The organism is Leisingera sp. SS27 (assembly GCF_028368855.1).
GTDB lineage: Bacteria > Pseudomonadota > Alphaproteobacteria > Rhodobacterales > Rhodobacteraceae > Leisingera.
Map to the genome: position 1 here is coordinate 50,608 of NZ_JAQNCY010000010.1, position 18,152 is coordinate 68,759.

Consider the following 18,152-nt stretch of genomic DNA (forward strand, 5'->3'; position numbering starts at 1 on the left):
GTCTCGCTCCTTTGGGGTTAAGCTTGCAGTTCAGGGTGATCCGCAAACAGCGCCAGCGCCTGCGGATTGGCGAGGCCGGAGAGGTTGCGGACAGGGTGTTTGTTCACCACGTCCCGCACCGCCAGCTCAGCGGTCTTGCCGGATTTGGTGCGCGGGATGTCAGTGACGGCGATGATCTTGGCGGGCACATGGCGCGGCGAGGCGTTACTGCGGATTTCCGTTTTGATCCTTGTGCTTAGCCCGTCGTCCAGTGCTGCACCTTCGGCGGGAACAACAAACAGCACCACCCGCACGTCGTTGTCGATGCTCTGGCCCACCACCACCGCATCCGCGACCTCGCCGATCTTGTCGAGCTGCCGGTAGATCTCCGCCGTGCCGATCCGCACACCACCGGGGTTCAGCGTCGCGTCCGACCGGCCCAGCACCACATAGCCGCCGTGCTCCGTGCGGATGGTGAAGTCGCCCTGCCGCCAGATATCCGGATAGGTCTCGAAATAGCTGGCGCGATAGCGGGCATTGCCGGGGTCGTTCAGGAAGCGCGTCGGCATCGACGGATGCGCATTGCGGCAGACCAGCTCGCCCGCCACACCTTCAACCGGTTCACCCTGATCGTTCAGGGTTGCCACATCCAGCCCCAGCACCGGCGCCTGAATCTCACCCTGATGCACCGGCAGCAGCGGGCAGCCGCCAATGAAACAGCCCAGAATATCGGTGCCGCCGCAGATCGAGGCCAGCTGCACATCTGCCTTCCAGTCGGCATAGACATGGGCAAAGCCCTCGGGCGACAGCGGCGAGCCGGTGGACAGAACCACCCGCAGCGCAGCCAGGTCATGACTGTCCGCAGGCCGGTTGCGGCGCTTCAGCGAGGCATCGATGTATTTGGCGGAAATACCGAAATGCGTGACCTTCTCCGCCTCGGCCAGGTCAAACAGCCGGCGCATGCCCGGATACATCGGATTGCCGTCAAACAGCACGATCACGGCCTCGGAGGCCAGCGCCGCCACCTGCCAGTTCCACATCATCCAGTTGCAGGTGGTGTAATAGAACATCCGATCGCCCGGGCGCAGGTCGCAGTGCAGCTGCTGCTCCACCAGCATCCGCAAGAGGGTGCCGCCACCGGAATGCTCAATGCACTTGGGCTTGCCGGTGGTGCCGGAGGAGAACATCACGTAGAGCGGGTCGCGAAAGCCCATCGGACGGCAGTCCAGTGCCGGGGCGTCCGCCTGTTTGAAAGCTTCATAGGCGGTCGTGCCCTCCGGCAAATCCGCGGCATCGCTTGCATAAGGCCAGACCACGATCTGCTGAATCGAAGGCACCCGGGCGGCAACCTCTGTAATGGCGGCGCGGGTCTCAAACACCTTGCCGTTGTAGAAATAGCCGTCGGCGGCAAACATCAGCTTGGGTTCGATCTGGCCGAAACGGTCAACCACCACGTCCGGCCCGCTTTCCGGCGCGCAGGATGACCAAACCGCCCCCAGCGAGGCCGCGGCCAGCATCGCCGCAACGGTCTGCGGCATGTTCGGGACATAGCCCGCGACGTGATCACCCGCCCCGATCCCGGCCTCCCGCAGGGCGGCAGCGAGCATTTCCACCTCGCGCTTCAGTTCGGCGCGGGTCCAGGCCATGCGGCGGCCGTCCTCCCCAATAAAAACAATCGCCTCGCGCCCGTCAGCGTTCTTCAGGAATGTCTCCACGACGTTCATCTCCGCCCCGGGGAAGAAACGCACCTGCATCGGGTCCTGATCGGACAGCAGCGGCACTATGCCCTGATCCCCCATCAGACCGCAGAACTCCCAGGCCAGCGGCCAGAAGTCCTGCGGCTGCGCAACCGACCAGGCGTGCAGAGCGGCAAAACTGTCCAGCGGTGTTCCGGCAATCGCAGAAGCCTGTGCCATGAAGCCGGACAGCAAGGGTTTGCGGCGCGCCGAAAGATCCGGCTGCCAGAGAAGAGGCGCAGTGGTCATGGGGATATCAGTGGTTAGAGAGCGGGCGTCGGCGGATCGTCAAGGTTCTTGACTTCCTGCGTGATTAGCGCAGGAGTTGACGCTGCGCTTATACAGTTTCGGTCAAAAAACAGACAAATGCCGCCAAATCAGCCGCCCCTATTCGAATTCCTGCTGTTCGACGGGTTTTCCAACATGGTGCTGGCCAGCGCCATGGAGCCGCTGCGCGATGTGCGGATGAACTCCGGCCAGGAGGTCGCCGGCTGGCGGGTCAGCACCCTGGATGGCGCGCCCGTCACCAGCTCCAGCGGCTTACAGATTACCCCCGACGGGGCGTTCAGCGAGGATCAGGGCAACCGCACCCTGGTGCTGGTTGCGGGCTACCACGTGCGCGAACAGGTGACGCCTGCGCTGCTGACCCGGCTGCGCAACGCGGTGCGGCGGGCAGAGCGGGTGCTGGCGCTGGATACCGCCGCCTGGCTGCTGGCCGCCGCTGGCGTGCTGGACGGGCATAGCGCGACGATCCACTGGCAGGAGCTGGACGCCTTTGCCGAGACCTTCCCCAAGGTCGATGTTTCCACCGCGCGGTTTGTCCGGTCCGGCCCGTTCCTGACCTGCGGCGGCGCCAGCACCGCGCTCGACATGATGCTGAGCCTCATTCAGGATCTCTACGGCTCCGCCGCCGCCTTTGGCGCCTCCACCATGTTTGTCTACGACCCGTCGCGCCAGTCGGAGCTGAACCGCGGCGCCGCGCGGCTGGAGCAGAAAGGCTCGCCCAAGATCCTGAAGGCGGCGAACCTGATGGCAGAGACCATCGAAACCCCGCTAAGCACGGCGGCGCTGGCCAGTCGGGTGTCGCTGTCCGAACGCACGCTGGCGCGGGCTTTCCAGCGGGAACTCGGCATGACGCCAGGCAAATACTACAAGATGCTGCGGCTCCAGCACGCCCGTTACCTGTCGGAGGAAACCCATCTGAGCCTGGAGCAGATTGCCCTGCGCTGCGGGTTTTCCTCTGCCTCCTCTCTGGGGCGGTCGTTCAGCGGGCATTTCGGCCGGACCATCCGCGAGGCGCGGGGACAGGAGAAACCCTGGGTGCAGAAGACCGGCCGCAGTGGGCGCGGCTGAAAACGGCATCCGGCCGGCAGCGGCCTTAGACGAGGCCCATGGCCACCGGTGAATGCGGCTCAATTCCAAGGTCGCTAAAACTTGCGACCCCTTCGCCCACGGTATTGTCGCGCCGCATCAGCGCGATCTGTGCCGGGGTAACCGGAGGCCTGGGCAGCAGCGACAGCAGCGCCGCTGCTATCCGCCACAGAACAAACGGCACCGGCAGCAGCAGGCGGCGGCGGCCGGTCCGGGCGGCCAGCCGCTGCAGGATGTCACGGTAGGCCAGCACATCCGGCCCGCCCAGCTCAAACACCTTGCGCTGCGCCCGCGGGCCTTCCAGAACACGGGCCACCGCTTCCGCCACGTCCTCCACCCAGACCGGCTGCAGCCGGGTCTGGCCGCGGCCGAACAGCGGGATCACCGGCAGCTGCGCGGCAAGCCGCTGCAGATCCCCGAAGAACACGCCGCCCTCACAGAACATCACGCTGGGCCGCAGGATCACCGCATCCGGGCAGGCACTGCGCACCGCGGCCTCCCCCTCGGCCCTGGCCCGCACATAGGCCGAGGACGAATGCAGGCTGGCGCCGATGCCGGAGATTTGGATCAGCCGCTGGCCCGGGGTCTGCCGCACCAGCCGGGCAACCCTGCGGGCGCCCTCCACATGCACGCTGTGAAAATCCTGCTGCCGGGTTTCCGTGTAAAAGCCGATGCAATTGACCACCCACCCGGCACCGCTGAGAGCACGGGCCATGACGCTCTGCTGTGCCAGATCGGTCTGCACCTGCGCCACCCCCGGTTCCCACTCCTGCGGCGGCAGCGCCCCGGGCGCACGGGTGCCCGCGCTGACGCTGCAGCCCTGCTGCTGCAGACGCCGCACCACCCGGCGGCCGAGGAACCCCGTGCCGCCCAGCACGATCACTCTGCGCGGGCTGATCTGCATCCGGAAACGCTCCCAATTTGGATCTGCGCCTCCAGATAGCGCATCCGCACCGCCGCGCCACCCGCCTGCGGCTCTTCCGGCTCAATCCAGCCGGAACCCGATCTTCAGGCCGACCTGGTAGTGGGCAACCTTGCCATCCTCGACATGGCCGCGGATTTCTCCAACCTCGAACCAGCCGATGTGGTCAATGGTCCTGGACGCCCGGGCAATCGCCCCGCTGATTGCGTCCTCAATGCTGGACTGCGAACTGCCCACCACATCCACTGTCTTGTAAACCGCGTCACTCATCACACACCTCCACACACTCTGCGGCCAGATCAGCCGCAGTACAGGCTCCAGTGTGACCGGATCCGCGCCCGCGTCCAGAGTTTCCGCCGCTGCAACGCGTGGATCCCCTCTTCATCTGGCCGGAAATATCCCCGGGGGAGCGCGAGGGGGCAGGCAGCCCCCTCGTTCCCGCCTGCGCAAATCAGCGCATCACAAAGGGGTCGGGGATCGGATCATCGCTGGTGCGCAGCCAGACGGTCTTGACCTTTGTGTAATCGAGCGCCGCCTGCAGCCCGCCCTCGCGCCCGTGTCCTGACAGCCCGTGGCCGCCAAAGGGGGCAATCGGGCTGACCGCGCGGTAGGTGTTGACCCAGACAATGCCCGCCCGGATGCCCCGGATCATCCGGTGCGCGCGATTGAGGTTCCGGGTGAACACCCCCGAAGCGAGGCCAAAAGCCGTGTTGTTGGCGATTTCCATCGCCTCAGCCTCGGTCTCGAACTCCACCACCGACAGCACCGGGCCGAAGAATTCGTTCGACAGGCAAGGCGCCTCCGGCGCGGCGGAACAATCGAGCACCGTTGGCGGGAAGAAGAACCCCTGCCCCTTCGGCACGGCGCCGCCAGTAACCAGCTTGGCACCTGCGGCAACCGAAGCTTCGATCAGCCGCAGCGCATGGTCGCGCTGTTTCAGGGTGCAAAGCGGTCCGACCTCGGTTGCCATGTCATCCGGCGCGCCGATCACCACCGCTTCGGCCTTCTCCTTCAGCCGCTGAAGGAAGGCATCCTTGATCCCCTTCTGGATCACCAGCCGCGATCCCGCGACGCAGCTTTGCCCTGTGGCAGCGAATATGCCGGAGACCTGCGCATTCACCGCACTTTCCAGATCGGCGTCGTCAAACACGATGAAAGGCGACTTGCCGCCCAACTCCAGCGAGGTGGAGGCGAGGTTCTCCGCCGAATTGCGCACGATATGGCGCGCGGTTTCCGGCCCGCCGGTAAAGGCCACATGGGCGACGCTCGCGTGGCTGGTCAGCGCGGCACCGGCCTCCGGCCCGCCGGTGATCACGTTCAGCACGCCGGGCGGAAAGCCCGCCTGATCAAAGATCCGGGCAAACTCCAGCATCGGCGCCGGACCTTCTTCCGAGGCTTTCAGCACCACCGTGCAGCCCGCCGCCAGCGCCGGGCCGATTTTCACCGCCGACAGAAACAGCTGCGAATTCCACGGCACGATGGCGGCCACCACCCCCACCGGCTCGCGCCGCAGCCAGACCTCCATGTCCGGCTTGTCGATCGGCAGATGCGCGCCCTCGATCTTGTCCGCCAGGCCCGCGTAATAGCGGTAATATTCGGACACATAGGCAATCTGGGCTGAGGTCTCGCGGATGATCTTGCCGGTGTCGCGGGTTTCCAGCTCTGCCAGCCGCGGGGCATTTTCTGCCACCAGATCAGCCAGCCGCATCAGCAGCTTGCCGCGCTGGGTGGCCGTCATCCCCGCCCATTCGGGGGAGAAGAACGCAGCCTCCGCAGCCCGCACCGCCCTGTCCACATCAGACGCGGAAGCGGCCGGCATCTGCGCCCAGGCCGTACCGGTTGCGGGATCCAGGCTTTCGAACGAGGCGACTGCGTCCTCAAACGCGCCGCCGATATACTGCTGGAAAGACTGCATCTGCCGCTCCTTTACTGAAACGCGGGCATCACATCCGTGATGAACCGCTCAAGCGAGGCTTTCTTGCGCTCGAAACTCATGCTGCTGTCGATCCAGAACGCGTATTCATCATACCCCAGTGCCTCGTAGTTTTTCAGCCGTTCAATCACCGCCGCCGGTTCACCGATCACCAGATCGCGCTCCATCGCCTCGGGCGAGTAGAACGGATGCGCGGCAATCTCCTCGTCACTCAGCGGATCAATCAGGCCCTGGCTGACGTCCCGCTTGTTCATGAACCAGGCCCCGAAGTAGCAGTAGAAGCGATTGAGCTCCTCCGCCCCGCGTTTCACGTCGGCGGGGCTGTCGGCCACATAGGTGTGCTGCAGCAGCATGATCTTGGGCCGCGGCACATCGCTGTGTTTGGCGCAGGCATCGTTGAATTTGCCCATCAGATCGGCGATTTCCCCGTCGCCTTTCCACAGCGGCGTCACCTGCACGTTGCACCCCTGTGCAACCGCGAATTCATGGCTGTTCGGATCGCGCGCAGCCACCCAGATCGGCGGGCCGTCCTGCTGCAGCGGTTTCGGCGAGGACGTGGTTTTCGGGAAGGAATGGAACTCGCCTTCCTGCGCGTAATCGCCCTGCCACAACCCCTGTACTGCCGGGATCAGCTCGCGCATCCGCTGACCCGCCTCCCAGGCGTCCATACCCGGCATCATGCGCTCGTATTCATAAGAGTACGCGCCGCGCGCGATGCCCAGATCCAGGCGGCCCTCAGTGATGATATCGGTCATCGCCGCCTCACCGGCCAGCCGGATCGGATGCCAGAACGGCGCAATCACCGTGCCGGTGCCCAGGCGCACGTTCTTGGTCTGCCGCGCCACGTCAATGAGATTCAGGAACGGGTTCGGCGAGATGGTGAAATTCATCCCGTGATGCTCGCCGGTCCAAACCGCGTGCATGCCGCCGTCATCGGCGATTTTGCACAGCTGGATGAACTCGTCATAAAGCCGTTTCTGATCGTCCCCTTCGGAAATCCGCTCCATATGCGCAAAGAGTGAAAATTTCATGCGCCCTTGCTCCCTGTCGCCACGGGGCGGACCTGCCCTGTGGTCTGATTGCCATAATACACCCCGAAATTGCCCATCCGGGCTTCACTGGCGAACCGCTCCAGCATGGTGCACATCGCCGCATCGGCTATGTCCATCAGCGTGGATTGGGTCAGTGCCGTGAAAACACCCTTGGCCGGTGTGCCGCCGGCCGATTGGCACAGAAACGAGATGTGCTGATGTTCGCGCGCTTTGTCTTCGTAGACGGAATAGATGAACCCCGGCTCCGCCTCGACGCCGGTGTCCGCAATCAGCTTGGCCAGAGCGGCAGAGGCGCCCTCCTTGCCGACGCGGATTTCAGGCAGCGTCAGCTTGCCCTGGTCGTTGCCCATGAGCAGCACCTTGCCCTCATGCTCGATCAAGGCTGAGACAATCAGCTTGGCGCCTTGGGTCAGGGCTTCGGCCTCCGCCGCTGCTGTCACATAGGCGCCGCGGGCATATCCCAGCCCCGGCGCTGGCGAGGTCTCAAACGCCTCGACCCGGCCGATCAGGATCAGGTGGTCGCCTGCCTCAACCCGGTTGTGCATAGAGCAGTCGAACCAGGCGGAAACGCCCTCAAACACCGGGCTGCCCTCAGGCCCCTTCTGCCAGCTGACGGCGGCAAAACGGTCCTCAACGGGCCGGGCAAAGGTGTTGGAGACGTCCTTCTGGTCCTCTGCCAGCACATTGACGGCAAACCCATCCGCCTGATCGAAGGCCGCATAATTACTGGAGGAATTGGCAATACAGACCAGCACCAGCGGCGGGTCCAGCGACACGGAGGTAAAGGAGTTGGCGGTAAAACCGATGGGGTTTCCCTCGGGGTCATGCGTTGTCACCACGGTGACGCCGGTCATGAAAGTGCCGAATGCATTGCGCAGGGCGCGCGGGTCGATCTCGCTCATGACGTTGCTCCTTCCGTATCCAGCCAGTCCTGCAAGGCGGCGTTGACCGCTGCGGGGGCAGTCAGGTTGACCATATGCCGGTGGCCTTCGATGACAACCGCCCTGCCCTGCGGCGCGGCATCCGCCATGGCCTGTGCCATCGCGGGCGTCGAGTTCGGATCGCCATCGCCGGTCAGCGCCAGCAGCGGGCAGCGGATGCCCGCAAAGCCGTCCGCATAGGTGCTGTCGCCGCGGGCAAAGGCGGTATAGGCGGCGGCGTAACCTGCCAAGTTTACACCCGACAGCCATTCACCCACCTGCGCCCGCGCCGCTTGGTCGGCGGGGCTGTTGCCGAACCAGCGCGCCAGCGGCGTTTCCAGATCAAAGCTGCCCGCGCGGATTTCAGCCGCGCGCACCTCAACCGCAGCCCGTGCGTCAGCTGAACGGCGGAACACCCCGTTCAGCAGCGCCACGCGGGCCGCGTTTTCCGGATGGCTGACAGCATAGCCGCCGGCAATCAGCGCGCCCATGGAATGGCCCGCCAGACTGACCGGCCCCAGATCCAGCGCCTGCAGCACAGCATGCAGCCAGGCCACATAATCCGGCAGTTCGGTGCCCTCCGGCAGCGGCGCGCTGCCGCCATGGCCGGGCATGTCCAGCGCGATGACCTCATGGGTCTGCGCAAAAGCCTCAATCTGCGGCCCCCAGGCCGCCGACTGCATGCCAACCCCGTGGATCAGCACCAGCGGCGCCCCCTCCCCTGCCCTGAGGCAGGCAGCAGGGCCGTAAGGCTCAGACAGCTGCAGGGTTGTCGACGTCATGGCCCAGTTCCTTCAGGTCCTGATAGCGGTCGCCGATCCGGTGATGCGGCCGCCCGCCAATGGAGGCGCCAAGGGCGATCACGATCTCATCCGGGCCCGGCGCATCCGCGACCGACAGCTGGATGGTCAGGTAATGGCTGCGCCGCCCGCCGTCGTTCTTGTCCATCAGCGGGATCTGCAGCGAGGCATTCGCCGGCCCGCGGGTATTGGTGAAGGCCAGATAGGATTTCGCCCCCACCGCCTCGCGGAAGTGATTGCCAAAGCGCAGCGTGTGAATAAGGGCAGAGGCATGTTCCACCTCGCCATTCACCCCGACGATGGCAGATTTGCCGTATCCCTCCACCTTATCGCCGCCGCCAGCGGCCTCCAGCACCATCGCCGTCAGCTTCTCGCCCAGACCCGGCGCGCAGTCATGGATCGCCGGGCGCAGGTCCTCGACAAAGCCCTGCCCGGCCCAAGGGTTTTTGATCACCGCCACCGCGGCAATCATTTTCAGCGGCGTCTCAGCTGCCTTGCCGCCCTCGATCAGGGTTTCTTCGACATGCAGCAGCGTCTTGCGGATTTCGGCGGGCATCGGCGGGTCTTTCCTGTCTGATTCCAGTTGCCATAATATGGTATACCATAATACAGTATGTCAATGCAGACTTGTTCCGCCCTGCCCCGGTTGCTATCGGAGGAAACATGACCAGCCCCATCATGAGCAAAATCGACCACCAGCCGCAGACCCTGCGCGATATCGTGCAGGAACGGATGCGCGAGGCGATCATCTCCGGCCAGTTTGCCCCCGGCGAACGGCTGGTGGAGCGCCCCCTGTGCGACCAGCTCGGCGTCAGCCGCACCGTGGTGCGCGAAACGATCCGCTATCTGGAGGCAGAGGGGCTGGTGGAGATCCTGCCCGGCAAGGGGCCGATTGTGGCGCAGCTCACCTGGGCCGACGCGCGGCAGATCTACGATATCCGCCAGATGCTGGAGACCGCCGCCGCCACCGCCTGCGCGCAGCAAATCACACCGCAGCTGGCAGAACAGCTGAAAGCGGCGCTGCAGGACTTGCAGGAGGCCGTGGCCGCAGGCGTGCCCACCCCGATGCTGCAGGCCACAACCGAGTTCTACCGGATCATCTTTGACGGCGCCGGCCACAACGTCGCCTGGGAAATCGCCCAGCGTCTGAACGGCCGCATCAGCCGGCTGCGGGCGGTGACGCTCTCCACGGCAGAGCGCCAAAAACCCGGCCCCGCCCATATGCGGGATATCTGCGAGGCCATCGTCTCCGGCAATACAGAAGCCGCCCGCACCGCCATCGAACAGCACCTGAGCGACGCCAAACACACCGCCGAGCGGCTGCTGCAAGAAAAATAGCCGGTCTCCTCACTGGAAACCGGCTATCAAGGTTTGTTTGGCGGGCTGAATTATCAGCCCAGGATGCCGGGCAGGTTCAGCCCGTGTTCGCGCGCGCAGTCCTTGGCGATGCCGTACCCCGCATCCGCGTGGCGCATGACGCCGGTGGCCGGATCGTTCCACAGCACCCGGCCGATGCGGCGGTCGGCGTCCTCGGTGCCGTCGCAGCAGATCACCACGCCGGAATGCTGCGAAAAGCCCATGCCAACGCCGCCGCCGTGGTGCAAGGATACCCAGGTCGCGCCGGAGGCGGTGTTCAACAGCGCGTTCAAGAGCGGCCAGTCGGAGACAGCGTCGGAGCCGTCCATCATCGCCTCGGTCTCGCGGTTGGGCGAGGCCACGGAACCCGAGTCTAAATGGTCGCGGCCGATCACAACCGGCGCCGACAATTCGCCATTGCGGACCATCTCGTTGAACGCGAGGCCGGCCTTGTGGCGGTCGCCGAGACCGATCCAGCAGATCCGCGCGGGCAGGCCCTGGAAGGCAATGCGCTCCTGCGCCATGTCCAGCCAGCGGTGCAGGCCTTCATTCTCGGGGAACAGCTCCTTCATCTTGGCGTCGGTCTTGCGGATGTCCTCCGGGTCGCCCGACAGCGCGCACCAGCGGAACGGGCCGATGCCCTTGCAGAACAGCGGGCGGATATAGGCGGGCACGAAACCCGGGAAGTCAAAGGCGTTCTCCAGCCCCTCCTCCAGCGCCATCTGGCGGATGTTGTTGCCGTAATCAACGGTGGGAACACCCATCGCGTGGAAATCGCACATCGCCTTGACCTGAACCTTCATCGAAGCGCGGGCGGCCTTTTCCACCGCTTTCTTGTCACTCTCGCGGCGCTCCTTCCACTCGCCCATGGTCCAGCCCAGCGGCAGGTAGCCATTGACCGGGTCGTGGGCGGAGGTCTGGTCGGTCACGATATCTGGGCGGATGCCGCCCGCTTCGGCGCGCTTCACCAGCTCCGGGAAGATCTCAGCCGCGTTGCCCAGAAGGCCCACGGATTTTGCTTCGCCCGCGGCGGTCCAGCGCTCGATCATCTCCAGCGCCTCGTCCAGGGTCTCGGCCTTCTCGTCCAGGTATTTGGTGCGCAGGCGGAAGTCGATCGAGTCCGGGTTGCACTCCACCGCCAGGCAGCAGGCACCGGCAAACACAGCCGCCAGCGGCTGCGCTCCGCCCATGCCGCCAAGACCGCCGGTCAGGATCCACTTGCCCTTGAGGTCGCCGCCGTAATGCTGGCGGCCGGCCTCGGCAAAGGTCTCATAGGTGCCCTGCACGATGCCTTGGGTGCCGATATAGATCCACGACCCAGCGGTCATCTGGCCGTACATCATCAACCCTTTCTTATCGAGCTCGTTGAAGTGGTCCCAGTTGGCCCAATGCGGCACCAGGTTGGAGTTGGCGATCAGCACCCGGGGCGCGTCCTTGTGGGTCTGGAAAACGCCGACCGGCTTGCCGGACTGCACCATCAGGGTCTGGTCGTCGTCGAGGTTCTTCAGGGTCTCAACAATGAGGTCAAAGTCCTTCCAAGTGCGCGCGGCGCGGCCGATGCCGCCATAAACCACCAGCTCATGCGGGTTTTCGGCGACGTCGGGATGCAGGTTGTTCATCATCATCCGCATCGGCGCCTCGGTGACCCAATGCTTGGCAGTGATTTCCGGGCCGGTGGGCGGGAAGATGTCGCGGGTGTTCTTGCGGGGATCGCTCATACCGAGGGCCTCCAGTTTTTGAGATCGGTCAGAATGTTGGTGAGATGGGCTCGCAGCTGTCCTGCGCGCTCCGGCAGATAGGTCCAGGGGGGGCTCTCCTGGCAGTAGGTGGCCTGCGCCAGTTCCATCTGGATCGCGTGCAGGCCGTCCGCAGGCCGCCCGTAATGGCGGGTGGTCCAACCGCCCTTGAAGCGCCCGTTCAGGGTGGAGGTATAGCCCTCCGCCGCCTCGCAATGGGCCACAGTCAGCGCCTCAATGGCTGCGTCACAGGTTTCACCCATGTTGGTGCCCACGTTGAAATCCGGCAGGCGGCCTTCGAACAGGAAGGGGATATCGCCGCGGATCGAGTGGCAATCGTACAGTATGGCAAAACCGTGGATTGCCTTCACCCGCTCCAGCTCCGCCATCAGCGCCGCGTGATAGGGCGCGTGATAGGCGTCGCGGCGGCGGGTGATTTCCGCCTCATCGGGTTCCTTGCCCTCCTGCCAGATCGGCAGCCCGTCAAAATCCGTGAGCGGCACCAGAGTAGTGGTGTTTTGCCCGGGATAGAGACTGAGTCCGGCGGGATCGCGGTTCACGTCGATCACATAGCGGTGGATCGGCGTGCGGACGGTCGTGATGTCCTCCACCAGCCTGGAATACAGGTCGTGGATATGCCAGTCTGTGTCCGCCAGCGCCCTGCCCGTCTCATTGAGGCACTCCCAAACCTCCGGCGGCACATCGGTGCCGGTGTGGGGCAGCCCCAGCACCAGCGGCGAGGCGCCTTGGGTCACTTCGATCATGCCGCCACCTTCACGCCAGCGGCATCCGCCACGCGGCCCGCGCGGACCATGGCGCTGGCGGTTTCAATGTCGGGCGCCAGATAGCGGTCCTCGGCCAGCGCGGGGATCTCCTCGCGCAGCATCGCCAGCACGTCCTGCAAGCGGGCCGAGGTCTTGAGCGGCGCACGCGCCTCAACCCCTTGCGCGGCACAGAGCATTTCGACGCCCAGGATCACCGACAGATTTGCATTCATCTTCGCCAGACGCAGCGCGCCGTGGGCGGCCATCGACACGTGGTCCTCCTGGTTGGCCGAGGTCGGGGTCGAGTCAGTCACGCAGGGGTTCGCGAGATGCTTGTTCTCGCTCATGAGCGCGGCAGTGGTCACCTCGGCGATCATGAAGCCGGAGTTCAGACCGGGATCGGGCGTCAGGAACGGCGGCAGGTCGTGGCTGAGGGTCGGGTCCACCATCAAAGCCACCCGGCGCTGCGCAATGGCGCCGATTTCAGCCACCGCCAGCGCAATCTGGTCAGCAGCAAAGCCTACGTATTCGGCATGGAAGTTGCCGCCGGAAACGATCCGGCCTTCATTCACCAGCACCAGCGGGTTGTCGGTGACGGCATTCGCTTCGATCTCCAGCGTTTTGGCGGCCATCCGCAGCACGTCCAGCGCCGCGCCCACCACCTGCGGCTGGCAGCGGATGCAATAGGGATCCTGCACGCGGGTGTCATCCTCGCGGTGGCTCTCGCGGATTTCGGACCCGTCCATGATGGCGCGCATTTCGCGGGCCACGTCGATCTGCCCGGCATGGCCGCGAAGGGAGTGGATGTCGGCCACCAGCGGCGCAGTAGATCCCATGATGGCGTCCGTGGTCAGCGACGCGATGGTCATTGAGGCCTCGGCCATGCGCCAGGCATCGAACAGTCCGGCCAAGGCGCAGGCGGTCGAAAACTGGGTGCCGTTGATCAGCCCCAGGCCCTCCTTGGGACCCAGTACAATAGGCTCTAACCCTACCTTTTTCAGCGCATCCGCGCTGGACATGCGGGTGCCTTCAAACGTGGCCTCCCCTGCCCCGATCATCGCCGCCGCCATATGTGCCAGCGGTGCCAGGTCGCCGGAGGCGCCGACGGAACCCTGCGACGGGATCACCGGCACCACGCCGCGCTCCAGCATCTGTTCGATCTGGTCAATCACCAGCCAGCGCACGCCGGATGCGCCGCGTCCCATCGACAGCAGTTTCAGCGTCATCATCAGCCGGGTCTTATCCTCCGGCAGCGCCTCCCCTACCCCGCAGCAATGGCTGAGGATCAGGTTGCGCTGCAGGGCGGCGGTGTCAGCCGGTGCGATCTTGGTCGAGGCCAGCTTGCCGAAACCGGTGTTGATGCCATAAACAGCTTCTTCTCCGGCAGCGGCATCCGCAACCATTTTGGCTGCAGCCTCCACCGGTTCACGGGCTGATGCGTCCAGTTTGGCCGGGGTCAGGTTGCGGTAGATATCTTCCAGCGTGGCCAGGGTCACTGTGCCCGGAACCATCTGAATCATCTCGATCATCGTTTTCCCTCATAAATACGGGTGTAAAGCGGGTTGAAGCCGATGCGGTAGGCGAGCTCGGCAGGGCTCTCTACGTCCCAGACCGCCAGATCGGCGCGCATACCGGCGGCAATCCGGCCGCGGTCCGCCAGCCCCAGCGCGCGGGCTGCGTGCCGTGTAACGCCTGCCAGCGCTTCCTCCGGGGTCATGCGGAACAGGGTGCAGCCCATGTTCATCGTCAGCAGCAGGGAGGTCAGAGGCGAGGAGCCGGGATTGCAGTCGGTCGCCAACGCCATCGGCACGCCGTGCGCGCGGAAGTGTTCGATCGGCGGCATCTGGGTTTCGCGGATGGTATAGAAGGCACCGGGCAGGATCACCGCAACGGAACCCGCGGCAGCCATCGCCTTGGCGTCGTCTTCGGTTGCATATTCCACGTGATCGACTGACAACGCGCCATACTGCGCCGCCAGCGTGGTGCCGCCCTGATGGCTCAGCTGTTCGGCGTGCAGTTTCACCGGCAGGCCCAGTTCCCGTGCTACCTTGAACACCCGTTCGATCTGGGCGGGGGCAAAGGCGATGTTTTCGCAGAAGCCGTCGACCGCATCCACCAGCCCTTCCGCAAAAGCGGCGCGCAGGGCGGGGATGCAGACCTGATCGATGTAGTCATCGTCGCGGCCCTTGTACTCACCGGGCGTCGCATGAGCGCCGAGGAAAGTGGTTTTCACCGTCACCGGGCGCAATTCGCCCAGGCGGCGGGCAGCGCGCAGCATGTTCAGTTCGGTGGTCTGGTCCAGCCCGTAGCCGGATTTCACCTCCACCACCGCGGCACCCTCAGCAATCAGCGCGTCGAGCCGCGGCAGCGCGCCCTGCACCAGCTGCTCCAGCGCGGACTCGCGGGTGGCAGACACGGTGGAGACGATGCCGCCCCCTGCCCTTGCAACCTCCTCATACGTGGCGCCATTCAGGCGCATCTCAAACTCCATCGCGCGGTTGCCGCCGAATACGATATGGGTGTGGCAGTCGATCAGGCCCGGTGTCACCAGCCGCCCGTCCAGATCAACATGCTTCCAGGGAAAATTGTCAGCTGACAATTCCTGCCGCGGCCCGGCCCAGACGATTTTCCCGTCCGAGACCGCAACAGCCCCGTCCTCAATCAGCCCGTAAGGCGCGTCTGAGCCGACCATCGTGGCCAGCCGTGCACCTGTCAGAACGTAGTTGCCAGTCACGCAAATCTCCCCGAGTCGCTTGGTTGCCGGTTTGGCAATAAGCTACTCATTTAGGATATTATGTCTAGTCATAAAATGAATAAGCGGCGCCTTTGGCCGGCGGTGCTAGGGTCCCTCTTTCTGCGGTATCCGCGGGTGCAGATCGTCGATGATGATCGGATGCGCATGCGGGTGGCCGCCCTGCAGATGCGGATGATCGGGCGGCAGGTCCGGGTGCTCATGCGCAACCGGCGCTGCGCTATCCGCAGGCCACAGACGCTGCGCGGCGGCCAGCCCCGCGGCAGCCAGCAGTGCCAGCACCAGCATTGCGGCCCCTGCCCCCCAGGATGCCATCAGCCAGGCCGACAGCGGATAGAACACCAGCCAGCAGGCATGCGACAGGGTGAACTGCGCGGCAAAGATCGCGGGCCGGTCTGCCGCATGGGCCGAGCGTGCCAGCAGCCGCCCCGAGGGTGTCATCACGGCGGAATAGCCAAGGCCGATCAAGAACCAGGCAATTGCCAGCCGTGCAAAATCCAATGGCTGCGCCAGCACGGTCAATGCCAGCACCATCAGCACGGCAGTCCCCAGCGCGCTGCCCGCCAGCATCACGCTGCGGTCGGGAACACGCTCCAGCAGCCGAGGCAGCAGCATTGCCGACAGCATCGAACCGCCGCCGAAACAGGCCAGTGCCAGCGCCACCGCGCTTTCCCCCTGCCCCAGCCCGGCGCGCACCAGCACCACGGTATTGACCAGCACCATCGCGGCCATTGCCGAGACCACCCAGTTCATTGCCAGCAGCCCGCGCAGCCGCGGGGTACGCAGATAGTTGCGGATGCCCCGGGTGGTGCGCTGCCAGATGGGCCGGGGCGCCTTGGGTGCTGGCGACGGCAGAACGATTGAAACGAGCAGCAAGGCTGAGGCCGCAAACCCCGCCGCGGTACCCCAGAACAGCGTCGAGGAACTGACCAGCACCAAGAGCGCCGCCGCCAGCATCGGACTGATGAGGCTTTCCAGTTCATACGCCATCCGCGACAGCGACAGCGCCTGAGTATAGTCCTTCTCCTCCGGCAGCACATCGGGGATCGAGGCCTGGAAGGCGGGCGTGAATCCGGCTGAGGCAGACTGCAGCACAAAGATCAGCAGATAGACCTGCCACACCTCCGTGACGAACGGCAGGCAAACGGCCACTGCCACCCGCACCATGTCGAGGCTGATCAGCATCCGGCGGCGGTCCAGCTGTTCCGCCCAGGCGGCGGCGATGGGGGCGATTGTGACATAGGCCACCATCTTGATCGTCAGCGCCGTCCCCAGCACCACCCCCGCGCGTTCCCCGGCCAGATCATAGGCCAGAAGGCCAAGCGCAACGGTTGCCAGGCCGGTGCCAGTCAGCGCCACAATCTGGGCCAGGAACAGGTGCCGGTAGGTCCGGTTACGCAGGATGGAGAGCATGGGGGCCTTGCCTTCTGGCTGGGAATATCCCCGCCACTGTGGCCGCCGGGAGGCCGGGAAAGCAATGGCCCCTGCAGCCGCAGCCGAGGTGAAGGAGAAAATTGTCAGCTGACAATTTCATTCAGAACGCGCCGGTGCCGGCATGCACCGATGTGATTTTCAGCCCTCGTAACTGTGGCGCGCCACATCCGTGCTCCCTGCGGCAAACGGTTTCGCACGCAGGCGGGATTAGTGATGTTCCCGAAAATTGTCAGCTGACAACTTCCGCCTGTTTCCCTGCCTGCAGCAGCGCATTCAGCATCGGAGCCGTGGAAAACTGACCCGCTCGCGCCTTTTGCGCCAAGCGTCTGAGGTAGGCGCCTGGACTGCGGATGGTACCGAGTTTTTCCAGCATGCAGATCACCGCCGTTGCGGCCTCCTTGCGGCCCATGGCCGCGCGTGCGTCGCTCAGCACCGGCATGTCGATGCCCATCATAGGTGACAGGGTTTCTGCGATGCGGTCGGCATCCTGCCAATTTCGCAGCGCGCCGGGGTAATAGGTTTGAACCTCGGGACAGGCACGCAGGACAGTGGCCAGATCACTGCTTTTCTCAGCTGTGCTGTCCCTGGCATCTGAATGCAAAGGCTGAGGGCAGCGCGTCTTGGTCTGCGGCGCTTCAGAGTCAGAATCTTTTTTTATTGAATCCTGTATGTGCCGCTCATTCTGGCTGACAGGGGCGCTCATTTTGCCTGCAGCGGGCAGGGCGGCTTGCGGCGTTTCCTCCGGTGTCCGGCTGGCAATTTCCGAGCGCAGCAGCTTGGCCATGTCCGACAGGTCCGCTTCGCAGGGTTTGCGGCGCAGCAGTTTGCGGGCCGTCTCCAGCAATGCCTCTGCCGTGCCGTCAGCCAATTCCAGCAGTTCCTGCCGCAGAACGGCAACACGGTCGCGCAGCACTGCCAGGTGCTCGGCACGGGCCTTGGCCTCCAGCGCGGCACCGAAGATTTGACCGGCATGGCGGGCGAGGGGGGAGAGATCGAAGCCAAAGGCGAGGGCCGTGTCATCACCGCTGCGGCGCGCGTAACGCTTGCGGTTGGGGCTGTTCTTCCGGCTGACAATGCCGATGCGGGTGAGGGCGGCCAGATGCCGGCGCAGGGTGCTTTCGGGCATCCCGTTCAGCCGCTCCATCAGTTTGCGGTTCGACGGAAACACGATGGCGCTGTCCGGGTCTGCTGGCAATGCGCGTTCCGGGAAGAACGTCAGCAATGCCTTCAGGACGCCAAGGGTGCGGTGGCTCAGTTCAAATTCCGCGGCGGCGTGCGTCAGCGCGGCCAGAAGATCCCACTTGTCGTGAGTACCCGCCAGCCGGCCGCACGGATCCTGCCGCCCAAATGCGATTTGGGACGCCTGTTCCATGATTATTTTCACGAAAGACAAAGAA

At 64.8% G+C, this 18,152-nt stretch carries 16 protein-coding genes; 2 read left to right on the top strand and 14 right to left on the bottom strand.

Going from position 1 to position 18,152, the window contains the following annotated elements; genetic code table 11:
- Positions 1–17: 17 nt before the first annotated feature.
- Entirely contained in the window at positions 18–1,964 is a 1,947-nt protein-coding gene (locus tag N6L27_RS18015) for an acetoacetate--CoA ligase (RefSeq protein WP_271908739.1), read from the bottom strand.
- Positions 1,965–2,081: 117 nt separating this feature from the next.
- Between N6L27_RS18015 and N6L27_RS18020 the strand changes: the two genes are divergently transcribed.
- A complete protein-coding gene (locus N6L27_RS18020) occupies positions 2,082–3,068 on the top strand; it encodes a GlxA family transcriptional regulator (protein ID WP_271908740.1) in 987 nt (328 codons plus the stop codon).
- 25 nt (positions 3,069–3,093) lie between these two features.
- Here N6L27_RS18020 and N6L27_RS18025 read toward each other — a convergent pair whose 3' ends face one another.
- The 7 genes from N6L27_RS18025 to N6L27_RS18055 form a co-directional block, all read right to left on the bottom strand.
- Positions 3,094–3,990 (bottom strand): complex I NDUFA9 subunit family protein, encoded by an 897-nt coding sequence (locus N6L27_RS18025; RefSeq protein ID WP_271908741.1) that lies wholly within the window; start codon positions 3,988–3,990, stop codon positions 3,094–3,096.
- An 81-nt stretch (positions 3,991–4,071) separates the two neighbouring features.
- Positions 4,072–4,278, bottom strand: coding sequence for a dodecin (locus N6L27_RS18030; protein WP_271908742.1), 207 nt, complete (start codon positions 4,276–4,278; stop codon positions 4,072–4,074).
- A 181-nt stretch (positions 4,279–4,459) separates the two neighbouring features.
- On the bottom strand, positions 4,460–5,923 hold the full coding sequence (locus N6L27_RS18035; RefSeq protein WP_271908743.1) for an aldehyde dehydrogenase: 1,464 nt from the start codon (positions 5,921–5,923) through the stop codon (positions 4,460–4,462).
- Between the two features lie 11 nt (positions 5,924–5,934).
- A complete protein-coding gene (locus N6L27_RS18040) occupies positions 5,935–6,972 on the bottom strand; it encodes an LLM class flavin-dependent oxidoreductase (RefSeq protein ID WP_271908745.1) in 1,038 nt (345 codons plus the stop codon).
- Positions 6,969–7,895 carry a flavin reductase gene (locus tag N6L27_RS18045; RefSeq protein WP_271908746.1) on the bottom strand — a complete coding sequence of 309 codons (927 nt, stop codon included), beginning with the start codon at positions 7,893–7,895 and terminating at the stop codon, positions 6,969–6,971. The genes N6L27_RS18040 and N6L27_RS18045 overlap by 4 nt, the downstream gene beginning before the upstream one ends.
- Complete coding sequence (locus N6L27_RS18050; protein WP_271908747.1) at positions 7,892–8,695, bottom strand: alpha/beta fold hydrolase; 804 nt, start codon at positions 8,693–8,695, stop codon at positions 7,892–7,894. Before N6L27_RS18050 ends, N6L27_RS18045 begins: the two co-directional genes overlap by 4 nt.
- On the bottom strand, positions 8,667–9,269 hold the full coding sequence (locus N6L27_RS18055; RefSeq protein WP_260018902.1) for an amino acid synthesis family protein: 603 nt from the start codon (positions 9,267–9,269) through the stop codon (positions 8,667–8,669). Before N6L27_RS18055 ends, N6L27_RS18050 begins: the two co-directional genes overlap by 29 nt.
- Positions 9,270–9,376: 107 nt before the next feature.
- Between N6L27_RS18055 and N6L27_RS18060 the strand changes: the two genes are divergently transcribed.
- Positions 9,377–10,051, top strand: a complete 675-nt coding sequence (locus N6L27_RS18060; RefSeq protein ID WP_271908748.1) for a GntR family transcriptional regulator — start codon at positions 9,377–9,379, stop codon at positions 10,049–10,051.
- A gap of 53 nt (positions 10,052–10,104) precedes the next feature.
- Here N6L27_RS18060 and hutU read toward each other — a convergent pair whose 3' ends face one another.
- The 6 genes from hutU to repC form a co-directional block, all read right to left on the bottom strand.
- Positions 10,105–11,787: a urocanate hydratase gene (gene hutU, locus N6L27_RS18065; protein ID WP_271908749.1), complete on the bottom strand. Its 1,683-nt coding sequence runs from the start codon at positions 11,785–11,787 to the stop codon at positions 10,105–10,107.
- On the bottom strand, positions 11,784–12,569 hold the full coding sequence (gene hutG / locus N6L27_RS18070) for an N-formylglutamate deformylase (RefSeq protein WP_271908750.1): 786 nt from the start codon (positions 12,567–12,569) through the stop codon (positions 11,784–11,786). The genes hutU and hutG overlap by 4 nt, the downstream gene beginning before the upstream one ends.
- Positions 12,566–14,089, bottom strand: a complete 1,524-nt coding sequence (gene hutH / locus N6L27_RS18075) for a histidine ammonia-lyase (protein WP_271908819.1) — start codon at positions 14,087–14,089, stop codon at positions 12,566–12,568. The genes hutG and hutH overlap by 4 nt, the downstream gene beginning before the upstream one ends.
- A gap of 5 nt (positions 14,090–14,094) precedes the next feature.
- Complete coding sequence (gene hutI / locus N6L27_RS18080; protein WP_271908751.1) at positions 14,095–15,303, bottom strand: imidazolonepropionase; 1,209 nt, start codon at positions 15,301–15,303, stop codon at positions 14,095–14,097.
- Positions 15,304–15,408: 105 nt separating this feature from the next.
- Positions 15,409–16,734 carry an MFS transporter gene (locus tag N6L27_RS18085; protein WP_271908752.1) on the bottom strand — a complete coding sequence of 442 codons (1,326 nt, stop codon included), beginning with the start codon at positions 16,732–16,734 and terminating at the stop codon, positions 15,409–15,411.
- A 250-nt stretch (positions 16,735–16,984) separates the two neighbouring features.
- A complete protein-coding gene (repC, locus tag N6L27_RS18090) occupies positions 16,985–18,127 on the bottom strand; it encodes a plasmid replication protein RepC (RefSeq protein WP_271908754.1) in 1,143 nt (380 codons plus the stop codon).
- Between the last annotated feature and the right edge of the window lie 25 nt (positions 18,128–18,152).

What these genes read in the sequence shown, in the direction of transcription:
- N6L27_RS18045 (WP_271908746.1), bottom strand. Translation starts at nt 7,895, where the DNA reads ATGAGCGAGATCGACCCGCGCGCCCTGCGCAATGCATTCGGCACTTTC.
- N6L27_RS18030 (WP_271908742.1), bottom strand. Translation starts at nt 4,278, where the DNA reads ATGAGTGACGCGGTTTACAAGACAGTGGATGTGGTGGGCAGTTCGCAG.
- N6L27_RS18035 (WP_271908743.1), bottom strand. Translation starts at nt 5,923, where the DNA reads ATGCAGTCTTTCCAGCAGTATATCGGCGGCGCGTTTGAGGACGCAGTC.
- N6L27_RS18015 (WP_271908739.1), bottom strand. Translation starts at nt 1,964, where the DNA reads ATGACCACTGCGCCTCTTCTCTGGCAGCCGGATCTTTCGGCGCGCCGC.
- hutG (WP_271908750.1), bottom strand. Translation starts at nt 12,569, where the DNA reads ATGATCGAAGTGACCCAAGGCGCCTCGCCGCTGGTGCTGGGGCTGCCC.
- repC (WP_271908754.1), bottom strand. Translation starts at nt 18,127, where the DNA reads ATGGAACAGGCGTCCCAAATCGCATTTGGGCGGCAGGATCCGTGCGGC.
- N6L27_RS18050 (WP_271908747.1), bottom strand. Translation starts at nt 8,695, where the DNA reads ATGACGTCGACAACCCTGCAGCTGTCTGAGCCTTACGGCCCTGCTGCC.
- N6L27_RS18025 (WP_271908741.1), bottom strand. Translation starts at nt 3,990, where the DNA reads ATGCAGATCAGCCCGCGCAGAGTGATCGTGCTGGGCGGCACGGGGTTC.
- N6L27_RS18020 (WP_271908740.1), top strand. Translation starts at nt 2,082, where the DNA reads ATGCCGCCAAATCAGCCGCCCCTATTCGAATTCCTGCTGTTCGACGGG.
- hutU (WP_271908749.1), bottom strand. Translation starts at nt 11,787, where the DNA reads ATGAGCGATCCCCGCAAGAACACCCGCGACATCTTCCCGCCCACCGGC.
- N6L27_RS18060 (WP_271908748.1), top strand. Translation starts at nt 9,377, where the DNA reads ATGACCAGCCCCATCATGAGCAAAATCGACCACCAGCCGCAGACCCTG.
- hutH (WP_271908819.1), bottom strand. Translation starts at nt 14,089, where the DNA reads ATGATTCAGATGGTTCCGGGCACAGTGACCCTGGCCACGCTGGAAGAT.
- N6L27_RS18040 (WP_271908745.1), bottom strand. Translation starts at nt 6,972, where the DNA reads ATGAAATTTTCACTCTTTGCGCATATGGAGCGGATTTCCGAAGGGGAC.
- N6L27_RS18085 (WP_271908752.1), bottom strand. Translation starts at nt 16,734, where the DNA reads ATGCTCTCCATCCTGCGTAACCGGACCTACCGGCACCTGTTCCTGGCC.
- N6L27_RS18055 (WP_260018902.1), bottom strand. Translation starts at nt 9,269, where the DNA reads ATGCCCGCCGAAATCCGCAAGACGCTGCTGCATGTCGAAGAAACCCTG.